Origin of the sequence: Azohydromonas sp., assembly GCF_035325925.1 — a bacterium.
Classification (GTDB): domain Bacteria; phylum Pseudomonadota; class Gammaproteobacteria; order Burkholderiales; family Burkholderiaceae_C; genus Calidifontimicrobium.
Map to the genome: position 1 here is coordinate 25,917 of NZ_DAOKZA010000041.1, position 9,250 is coordinate 35,166.

The 9,250-nt window shown below is 71.2% G+C and carries 8 protein-coding genes and 3 tRNA genes; all 11 read right to left on the reverse strand.

The features are described from left to right. Positions 1-344 precede the first annotated feature (344 nt). Positions 345-421 (reverse strand) — tRNA-Asp (locus PKC53_RS14290). Between the two features lie 46 nt (positions 422-467). Continuing rightward, positions 468-543, reverse strand: a tRNA-Glu gene (locus tag PKC53_RS14295). 30 nt (positions 544-573) lie between these two features. Then, positions 574-649, reverse strand: a tRNA-Ala gene (locus PKC53_RS14300). A gap of 38 nt (positions 650-687) precedes the next feature. After that, a complete protein-coding gene (gene gltX, locus PKC53_RS14305) occupies positions 688-2,121 on the reverse strand; it encodes a glutamate--tRNA ligase (RefSeq protein WP_324429735.1) in 1,434 nt (477 codons plus the stop codon). Continuing rightward, a complete protein-coding gene (locus PKC53_RS14310; RefSeq protein ID WP_324429737.1) occupies positions 2,118-3,350 on the reverse strand; it encodes an O-succinylhomoserine sulfhydrylase in 1,233 nt (410 codons plus the stop codon). Before PKC53_RS14310 ends, gltX begins: the two co-directional genes overlap by 4 nt. Further along, positions 3,347-4,873 (reverse strand): amidophosphoribosyltransferase, encoded by a 1,527-nt coding sequence (gene purF, locus PKC53_RS14315; protein ID WP_324429739.1) that lies wholly within the window; start codon positions 4,871-4,873, stop codon positions 3,347-3,349. The genes PKC53_RS14310 and purF overlap by 4 nt, the downstream gene beginning before the upstream one ends. A 31-nt stretch (positions 4,874-4,904) precedes the next feature. Further along, complete coding sequence (locus PKC53_RS14320) at positions 4,905-5,414, reverse strand: CvpA family protein (protein ID WP_324429741.1); 510 nt, start codon at positions 5,412-5,414, stop codon at positions 4,905-4,907. Further along, entirely contained in the window at positions 5,414-6,190 is a 777-nt protein-coding gene (locus tag PKC53_RS14325; protein ID WP_324429743.1) for an SPOR domain-containing protein, read from the reverse strand. The genes PKC53_RS14320 and PKC53_RS14325 overlap by 1 nt, the downstream gene beginning before the upstream one ends. 102 nt (positions 6,191-6,292) lie before the next feature. Further along, on the reverse strand, positions 6,293-7,582 hold the full coding sequence (folC, locus tag PKC53_RS14330; protein ID WP_324429745.1) for a bifunctional tetrahydrofolate synthase/dihydrofolate synthase: 1,290 nt from the start codon (positions 7,580-7,582) through the stop codon (positions 6,293-6,295). A gap of 111 nt (positions 7,583-7,693) precedes the next feature. After that, positions 7,694-8,566, reverse strand: coding sequence for an acetyl-CoA carboxylase, carboxyltransferase subunit beta (accD, locus tag PKC53_RS14335; RefSeq protein ID WP_324429748.1), 873 nt, complete (start codon positions 8,564-8,566; stop codon positions 7,694-7,696). Next, positions 8,563-9,250 (reverse strand): tryptophan synthase subunit alpha (gene trpA, locus PKC53_RS14340; protein WP_324429750.1); only part of this gene is annotated, 688 nt, incomplete at its 5' end. The genes trpA and accD, both read right to left, overlap by 4 nt.

Consider the following 9,250-nt stretch of genomic DNA (forward strand, 5'->3'; position numbering starts at 1 on the left):
GCCGGCCGCGACCCCACCCCGGCCGCCTTGCGACGGGTCACGCGGCCGCCGCGCGCAGCTTCGCTGTGCTGCCAAGGGTACGTTGGTCGTCGTCTTGCAGAAACCGGACGCGGGTGTTCACAGGCCTGACGGAAAGGCCACGGATCCCTCCGAGGGGGCTCTCGCAGCGTGAGCACAGGGGTCATGGCACCGCTGCGATGTTGGAGGCTCCAACATCGCGCATCGATCGCCGCGGGCCACGGCGTCAACGGACGGCCACGGAGGGGACCGCAACGCACGTTCCAATCTGGAAGAAAGAACGCCCACCGGCGGGTGGGCGTCTTCGCGGCGGACCGCATGTACGGTGGCGGAGCGGACGGGGCTCGAACCCGCGACCCCCGGCGTGACAGGCCGGTATTCTAACCAACTGAACTACCGCTCCGCAGCGGTGACGGCGTTCCAGGTTGCCCTGCAAGTGCCGACCGACTTGGCGTCCCCTAGGGGATTCGAACCCCTGTTACAACCGTGAAAGGGTCGTGTCCTAGGCCTCTAGACGAACGGGACTCGTTGTTCTTCTTTTGACGCGTTGTTCCTTGGTGGAGGTAAGCGGGATCGAACCGCTGACCTCTTGCATGCCATGCAAGCGCTCTCCCAGCTGAGCTATACCCCCGGCGCTGTTCAAGCAAGAGGCAGATTATAGGCCGAAGTTCAGACGTGCTGCAAACGCGCGAGCACCTCGTCGCGACGGAACAGCGCGAGCACGGCGTCGATCGACGGCGTCTGCGCGCGGCCACACACCAGCAGACGCAACGGGACCGCCACTTGCGGCATCTTCAGCTTGAACTCGCCGAGCGTGGCCTTGATCGCGTCGCCGATGCCCGCGCTCGTCCACTCGACCTCGGCGAGACGGTCGCGCAGCGCACGCAGCGCCGGGCGCACCGCCTCGGTGACGTGTCGCGCGACCTCGTTGGCCGGCGGGGTCGGGTGCGCGAAGTACATGCCCAGCCACTCGGCGATCTCGACGGTGGTCGCGCAGCGGTCCTTGAACAGCGCGATCGCGCGTGGCAGCTCGAGGCCCGACAGGTCGGTGAAGCCCAGTCGCGCGAGCTGGCCCGTCACCAGCGGCGCGAGCGCCTCGTCGGCCGTCATCTTGAGGTGCTGCGCGTTGACCCAGCGCAGCTTGGCCTCGTCGAACTGGCCGGCGCTGCGGCCGAGGTGGTCCAGGTCGAACCACGCGATGAGCTGCGTGCGCGTGAAGATCTCGTCGTCGCCGTGGCTCCAGCCCAGCCGCGCGAGGTAGTTGACGACGGCGTCGGCGAGGAAGCCCTCGTCACGGTAGTGCGTCACCGGCTTGGCGCCGTGGCGCTTGCTCATCTTCTCGCCCTGCTCGTTGAGCACGGTGGGAAGGTGCGCATACACCGGCGGCTCGTGGCCGAGCGCGCGGAAGACGTGGATCTGGCGCGGCGTGTTGTTGACGTGGTCGTCGCCGCGGATGACGTGCGTGATGCGCATGTCGATGTCGTCGACGACGACGCAGAAGTTGTACGTCGGCGCGCCGATCGCGTCGGGCGCGCTGCCGTCGGGCGCCGGCCGCGCGATGACGAGGTCGTCGAGTTCGTCGTTGTGGAACGTGACCCGGCCCTTGACCTTGTCGTCCCACGACACGACGCCGCCCTCCGGCGTCTTGAAGCGGATCACCGGCCGCACGCCCGGTGGCACCGGCGGCAGCGTCTTGCCCGGCTCGGGGCGCCAGGTGCCGTCGTAGCGCGGCTTGAGCTTGGCCGCCATCTGCCGCTCGCGCAGCGCGTCGAGCTCCTCGGGCGTCATGTAGCAGCGGTACGCATGACCGCTGGCCAGCAGCTGCGCGACCACCTCGCGGTAGCGCGGCATGCGCTGCATCTGGTAGTGCGGCCCCTCGTCGGGGTCGAGACCGAGCCAGCGCATGCTCTCGAGGATGACGTCGACCGCCTGCTGCGTCGAGCGCTCGACGTCGGTATCCTCGATGCGCAGGATGAAGGCGCCACCGTTGGCGCGCGCGAACGCCCAGGGGTACAGCGCCGAGCGGATGTTGCCGAGGTGGATGAAGCCGGTCGGGCTCGGCGCGAAGCGGGTGCGCACGGATGGATCGCGAACGGTGCTCATGCGGTGATCGTGGCCAGGCCACGCGCGAGGTCGGCCTTCAGGTCGTCGACGTGCTCGAGGCCCACCGCGACGCGGATCAGCCCCTGCACGATGCCGGCGGCCTGGCGCTGCGCCTCGGTCAGGCGCCCATGCGAAGTGCTTGCTGGGTGCGTGATCGTCGTCTTCGTATCGCCGAGGTTGGCGGTAATCGAACAGATGCGCGTCGCGTCGATCACCGCGAACGCGTGGCGGCGTGCCGCCTCGGCACCGGTGCCGCGCACGACGAACGACAGCACCGGGCCGCCGACGCCGCCTTGCTGCGTCATCGCCAGCGCGTGCTGGGGGTGCGTCGACATCCCAGGGTGGTAGACGCGTTCGACCTGCGGCTGCGCCTGCAGCCACTGCGCCAGCTCGAGCGCACGGGCGCTCTGCGCCTGCATGCGGATGGCGAGTGTCTCCAGCCCCTTGAGCACGACCCAGGCGTTGAACGGCGACAAGCTCATCCCTGCACTGCGCATCACCGGCACGAGCTTGCCGTCGACGACCGCCTCGTCGGCGCACACCGCGCCGGCGACGACGCGCCCCTGCCCGTCGAGGTACTTGGTGCCGCTATGCACGATCAGGTCGGCCCCGAGTTCGCGCGGGCGCTGCAGCGCCGGCGTGCAGAAGCAGTTGTCGACCGCCAGCAGCGCACCGTGCCCGTGCGCGATGTCGGCCAGCGCGCGGATGTCGCAGACCTCGGTCAGCGGGTTGCTCGGCGTCTCCGCGAACAGCAGCTTCGTGTTCGGCCTCAACGCGGCGCGCCACTCGGCCACGTCGGTCTGCGACACGAACGTGGTCTCGACGCCGAACCTGCCGAAGTCCTGCAGCAGGCGGATCGTCGAGCCGAACACGCTGTGCGAGCACACCACGTGGTCGCCGCCCTTGAGTAGGCCCATCACCAGCAGCAGGATCGCTGCCATGCCGCTGGCGGTGCCGATGCATGCCTCGGTGCCCTCGAGCGCGGCCAGGCGCCGCTCCATCATCGCCACCGTCGGGTTGCCGAAGCGGCTGTAGACGAACGCCTCCTCCTCGTTGGCGAAGCGCGCCGCGGCGCTCGCCGCACTGGGATGCACGAACGAACTGGTGAGAAACAGCGCCTCGGAGTTCTCGCCCCAAGGTGTGCGCGGCAGGCCCTCGCGCACCGCCAGCGTGTCGCGGTGCGCGCCCGCCGGCAGGTCGACGCGCGCAATGCCGCCCTGGCGCGTCATGCGCCGGACTCCACGCCGTTCTGCAGCGCCAGCCGCGAGCGCTCGGCGCCTTCGTCTTCGTCGCCTTGCGCCAGCCGCTGCATGCGCATCGCCGCGAAGTCCGACGCGCTGACGTCACCGGTGATGTAGTGCCCGTCGAAGCACGAGGCCTCGAAGCCGGCCAGGCGCGGGTTCAGCGCGCGCACGACGCGTTGCATCGGCTCGAGGTCCTGGTAGACCAGCGCGTCGGCACCGATGAACTGGCGGATCTCCTCGACGCTGCGGCCGTGCGCGATCAGTTCCTCGGCGGTGGGCATGTCGATGCCGTAGACGTTCGGGTAGCGCACCGGCGGCGCGGCCGACGCGAGGTAGACCTTCTTCGCGCCGGCCTCGCGCGCCATCTGCACGATCTCCTTGCTCGTCGTGCCGCGCACGATCGAGTCGTCGACGAGCAGCACGTTGCGCCCCTTGAACTCCATGCCGATCGCGTTGAGCTTCTGGCGCACGCTGCGCTTGCGCACCGCCTGCCCCGGCATGATGAAGGTGCGCCCGACGTAGCGGTTCTTCACGAAACCTTCGCGGTACGGCTTGCCGATCTTCTGCGCCAGCTGCATTGCGCTGGGGCGGCTCGACTCGGGCACCGGAATCACGACGTCGATCGCCGACGGCGGCATCGTCGAGATCACGCGCTGCGCCAGCGTCTCGCCCATGTTCAGCCGCGCGTGGTAGACCGAGATGCCGTCGAGCACCGAGTCGGGGCGCGCGAGGTACACGTATTCGAACAGGCACGGGTACAGCTGCGGATGCTGCGCGCACTGGCGCGCATGCACGCGGCCCTCGAGATCGACGAAGATCGCCTCGCCCGGCGCGACGTCGCGCACGAAGCGGTGCCCGGTGCCCTCGATGGCCACCGACTCGCTGGCCACCATCACCTCACGTCCACCGGCCGACTCGCCCTCGCCGAAGGCCAGCGGGCGGATGCCGCAAGGGTCGCGGAACGCCAGCAGTCCGTGGCCGGCGATGAGCGCGATCACCGCGTACGAGCCCTTGACGCGCCGGTGCACCGCGGCCACCGCGTCGAACACGATCTCGGGGGTCAGCGGCAGGTCGCGCGCCGAGCGTTCGAGTTCGTGCGCGACGACGTTGATCAGCACCTCGGTGTCGCTTTCGGTGTTGATGTGACGCCGGTCGACCGCGAACAGCTCGCCCTTGAGCGCCGCGGCGTTGGTCAGGTTGCCGTTGTGCACCAGCACGATGCCGAACGGCGCGTTGACGTAGAACGGCTGCGCCTCCTCCTCGCTGTAGGCACTGCCGGCGGTCGGGTAGCGCACCTGGCCGAGACCGACCTGGCCCGGCAGCGCGCGCATGTTGCGCGTGCGGAACACGTCGCGCACCATGCCGCGCGCCTTGTGCATGAAGCACTTGGTGCCCTGCATGGTGACGATGCCGGCCGCGTCCTGGCCGCGGTGCTGCAGCAGCAGCAACGCGTCGTAGATCAGCTGGTTGACGGGGGACTGCGCGATGACGCCGACGATGCCGCACATGGGGAAGATCCTTGGATTGAACGCCGTCGCGTCACACGCGCAGGTGGTCGGCCAGCGCGCGCGGCAGCATCGGCTTGATGTCGTGCAGCACACCGGTCAGCCAGCGTGCACCGTGCGACGCCGTCCACTCGGGCGCGGTGCGGGCGGGCGTCATCGTCACCACGGTGGTCAGCGCGAGCAGCCCCAACAGGCCGCGCAGCAGCCCGAAGCCGGCACCCAGTGTGCGGTCGACCAGGCTCAGCGGCGTGGCGTGCACGATCAGTCGCACCAGCCGCGACGCCAGCGCCCACGCGACGAGCGTGGCGATGAACACCAGCGCGAAGGCCGTGGCGCGGTTGAGTCCCGACCCCGGCGCGCCCAGCGGCACGTGCGGCGCCACGTCGACCGCCAGCAGTTGGGCCGCGACGTAGGCCGCGACCCAGCCGAGCACCGCGAGCACCTCGAACACCAGGCCACGCCACAGGCCGACCGCCACCGACAGCAGCACCACCGCGAGCAGCGCCCAGTCGACCCAGCCGACCGAAGCCAGCGTCTGCGCCATCACAGCGTGAGCACCGCGGCGGCGAGGCCGGCGGTCTTCAGCCGCGCCGCCGCCTTGTCGGCCTCGTCGCGGCTGGCGAACGGCCCGACACGCACTCGCGTGCGCGGCCCGTCGCGAGTCTCGACGACCTGCGTGTAGGTCTTCAGCCCGAGTCGCTCGACACGTTCGCGGGTCTTCTGCGCGGCGCCGCGGTCGGCGAAGGCGCCGACCTGGACCACGAAGCGCGCGCCCGTTGCGTCGCTGCGCTCGCTCGCCACGGGTGCGGCGGCCATTGCGGTCGGCCGTGCCTCGAGCAGTGCGCGTGCGCGCTCGCCGTCGTCGTTCGCCGCCGGCTTCGCCGGCGCAACCGCCGACGGGACCGCGGTCGGCGCGGGTTCGGGTGGCTGGACCGGCGCCGGCTGCGATGTCACGGACCGCGTCGTCGTCTGCGGCGTCGCGGGCGCCGACGCCGCGACGGCCTCGGGAGCCGAAGCCGGCGCGCTCACCTGTCCGCTCGCGCGCGTGCGCGCCGGGGCCTGCGGTGCGCTGCCGGCCGCGGCGGGAGCGGCCAGCGGCGGCACGGCGTCCTTGCGCGGAATCTCGATCGCGACGTCGATCGGAATCGGCCGCGGCTGCGTCTCGAACAGCAGAGGAAAACCGACGATACCCACGCCGAGCAGCACCACCGCGCCGATCAGCCGCTGCCGCGCGCGCGTGCGCGCCCGCTGCACCTGCTCGGCCGGCGTGGCGTCGGCGTGCGGGGGGTCGCGGCGCTTCGGGAACGGAAACCAGGCCATGCAGGGGGTCGGCCGCGAGGGCTCAGGGCGTTGATGGGGCGACCGGGGTGGGGTTCGTCGCGGCCTCGCGACCGGGCCCGCGCACCGCGGCCGGGGACGGCGTCAACCGAGGTGCTTCGCGCCCAACCGCGGCAGCCCATCCTTCAGCACGCCCCCCACGGTGTAGAACGATCCGAACACCAAAATTCTATCAGCGGGGTCCGCGTCGACGACGGCCGCGGCCAGCGCCAAGGCGGGCTCGGTGTGCGTGCGCACCGGCACGTCGCGCGCGCGGCTGGCCGCGCGCACCGCAGCGGCCAGGTCGTCGGCGCGCGCCGCGCGCGGCGTCGGCAGGTCGGTGACGTGCCAAGCGTCGATCAGCGGCGCGATGCGCGCCAGCAGTTCGGCGAGGTCCTTGTCGTGCATCGCGCCGAACACCGCGTGCGTTCGCGGGTAGAAGCCCATCTGGTCGAGGTTGACCGCGAGCGTGGCCACCGCCTGCGGGTTGTGCGCGACGTCGAGCACCAGCACCGGCTGCCCGGGCACGATCTGGAAGCGCCCGGGCAGCTCGACGGTGGCCAGCCCCTGGCGCACCGCCTGCGCGCTGATCGGCAGCCGTGGTCGCAGCGCCTCGAACACCGCGAGCACGCCGGCGGCGTTGAGCAGCTGGTTGGCACCGCGCAGCGCCGGGTACGCGAGGGCGTTGAAACGCATCGAGCGGCCGCGCCAGCTCCACTGCTGGCGGTCGCCGCTATGCGCGAAGTCGCGGCCGACGAGCCACAGGTCGGCGTCGATCTCGCGCGCGTGGTCGACGACGCTGTGCGGCGGCAGCGGGTCACTGGCGATCGCGGGCCGGCCGGTGCGCATCACGTGCGCCTTCTCGCGCCCGATCGCCTCGCGGTCGTGGCCGAGGAATTCGACGTGATCGACGTCGATGCTGGTGATCAGCGCGCAGTCGGCGTCGAAGGCGTTGACCGCGTCGAGCCGCCCGCCCAGTCCCACCTCGAGGATCACCAGGTCCAGCGGCGCGGCGGCCAGCGCGCGTGCGATCGCCAGCGTCGTGAACTCGAAGTAGGTCAGCGCGACGCCCTGGCGCGCCGCCTCGACCGCCGCGAAGTGCGGCAGCAGCGCCTCGGCCGCCACCGGCGATCCGTCGACGCGGCAACGCTCCTCGAAACGCACCAGGTGCGGCTTGATGTACAGCCCGACGCGGTAACCCGCGGCCAGCGCGATCGACTCGAGCATCGCGCACGACGAGCCCTTGCCGTTGGTGCCGGCGACGACCACCAGCGGCACGTCGAACCGCAGCGCGAGCCGCTCGCGCACCGCCGCGACGCGCTCGAGCGTCATGTCGATCGTCTTCGGGTGCAGGCGCTCGCAGTGCGCGAGCCAGTCGTCCAGTGTCGATGCCACGGTCGTGAGGGGTCGATGCCCGTGTCCAGGTCCGGCGCGGATCCGGCTGCGCCGCCCCGCCGCCGCAGGCCCCGCCGGGAGGTGGCGGGCGCCGGCGAGCCCGGCGGCCCGTCACACCACCGCGTCGGCGCTTTGCCGCTGCAGCAGCGCGAGCAGCCTCGCGACGGTCGGACGCAGCTGGCGCCGGTCGACGATCATGTCGAGGGCGCCCTTGCCGAGCAGGAACTCGCTGCGCTGAAACCCCTCGGGCAGCTTCTCGCGCACGGTGTTCTCGATGACACGCGGCCCCGCGAAGCCGATCAGCGCCTTCGGTTCGGCGATCACGACGTCGCCGACGAACGCGAAGCTCGCCGACACGCCACCCATCGTCGGGTCGGTCAGCACCGAGACGTAGGGCAGCTTCGCCTTCGCCAGCCGCGTCAGCGCGGCGTTGGTCTTGGCCATCTGCAGCAGGCTCAGCAGCCCTTCCTGCATGCGCGCGCCGCCGGTGGCGGTGAAGCACACGAACGGCACCTTCTGCTCGATCGCCGTCTCGACGCCGCGCACGAAGCGCTCGCCGACCACCGAACCCATCGACCCGCCCATGAAGTCGAACTCGAAGCACGCCGCCACCAGCGGCACGCTCATCACCGCACCTCCGATGACGACCAGCGCGTCGGTCTCGCCGGTGCTCTCCAGCGCGTCCTTCAGCCGGTCGGGGTACTTCTTGCTGTCGCGGAACTTCAGCGCGTCGACGGGCAGCACCTCCTGCCCGATCTCGTAGCGGCCCTCGGCGTCGAGGAAGGCGTCGAGCCGCGAGCGCGCATCGATGCGATGATGGTGGTCGCACTTCGGGCAGACGTTGAGGTTCTTCTCGAGGTCGGTCTTGTACAGCACCGTCTCGCACGCCGGGCACTTGATCCACAGCCCCTCGGGCACCGTGCGGCGTTCGCTCGGGTCGGTCGGCTGGATCTTCGGCGGCAGCAGTTTCTCGAGCCAGCTCATGCGGTGTCCTTTCCCAACGTGTCGAGGGCCTCGCGGATCTCGGCCATGAATCGCTCGGCGGCCGCGGCCACCTGCTCGCGCGGCGTGCCTTCGAGGATCTGCACCAGCCGCGAGCCGATGACCACCGCGTCGGCGACGGCGCCGACGGCGCGCGCCGATTGTGCATCGCGGATGCCGAAGCCCACGCCGACCGGCACGTGCACGCGCGCGCGGATGCGCGGCACCATCGCGGCGACGGCGTCCGTGTCCAGGTGCCCCGCGCCGGTGACGCCCTTCAGCGACACGTAGTACACGTAGCCGCTGGCGATGCGCCCGACCTCGGCGATGCGCTCGTCGGTCGAGGTCGGCGCGAGCAGGAAGATCGGGTCCAGCCCGGCGTCGCGCAGCGCGCGCGCGAAGCCTTCGGCCTCCTCCGGCGGGTAGTCGACGACGAGCACGCCGTCGACGCCGGCCGCCCTCGCGTCGGCGACGAAGCGACCGCTGCCCAGGCGCTGGTCGTAGCGCTCGATCGGGTTCGCGTAGCCCATCAGCACCACCGGGGTGTCGGCGTCGCGCTGGCGGAACGCGCGCACGTCCTCGAGCACCCGGTCCAGGCCGATGCCCCTGGCCAGCGCACGCTCGGCGGCCTTCTGGATCACCGGGCCGTCGGCCATCGGGTCGGAGAACGGCACGCCGAGCTCGATC

Excerpts from the sequence above, each read along its gene's own strand:
- gltX (WP_324429735.1), bottom strand. The coding sequence starts at position 2,121 with ATGAGCACCGTTCGCGATCCATCCGTGCGCACCCGCTTCGCGCCGAGC.
- PKC53_RS14310 (WP_324429737.1), bottom strand. The coding sequence starts at position 3,350 with ATGACGCGCCAGGGCGGCATTGCGCGCGTCGACCTGCCGGCGGGCGCG.
- purF (WP_324429739.1), bottom strand. The coding sequence starts at position 4,873 with ATGTGCGGCATCGTCGGCGTCATCGCGCAGTCCCCCGTCAACCAGCTG.
- PKC53_RS14320 (WP_324429741.1), bottom strand. The coding sequence starts at position 5,414 with ATGGCGCAGACGCTGGCTTCGGTCGGCTGGGTCGACTGGGCGCTGCTC.
- PKC53_RS14325 (WP_324429743.1), bottom strand. The coding sequence starts at position 6,190 with ATGGCCTGGTTTCCGTTCCCGAAGCGCCGCGACCCCCCGCACGCCGAC.
- accD (WP_324429748.1), bottom strand. The coding sequence starts at position 8,566 with ATGAGCTGGCTCGAGAAACTGCTGCCGCCGAAGATCCAGCCGACCGAC.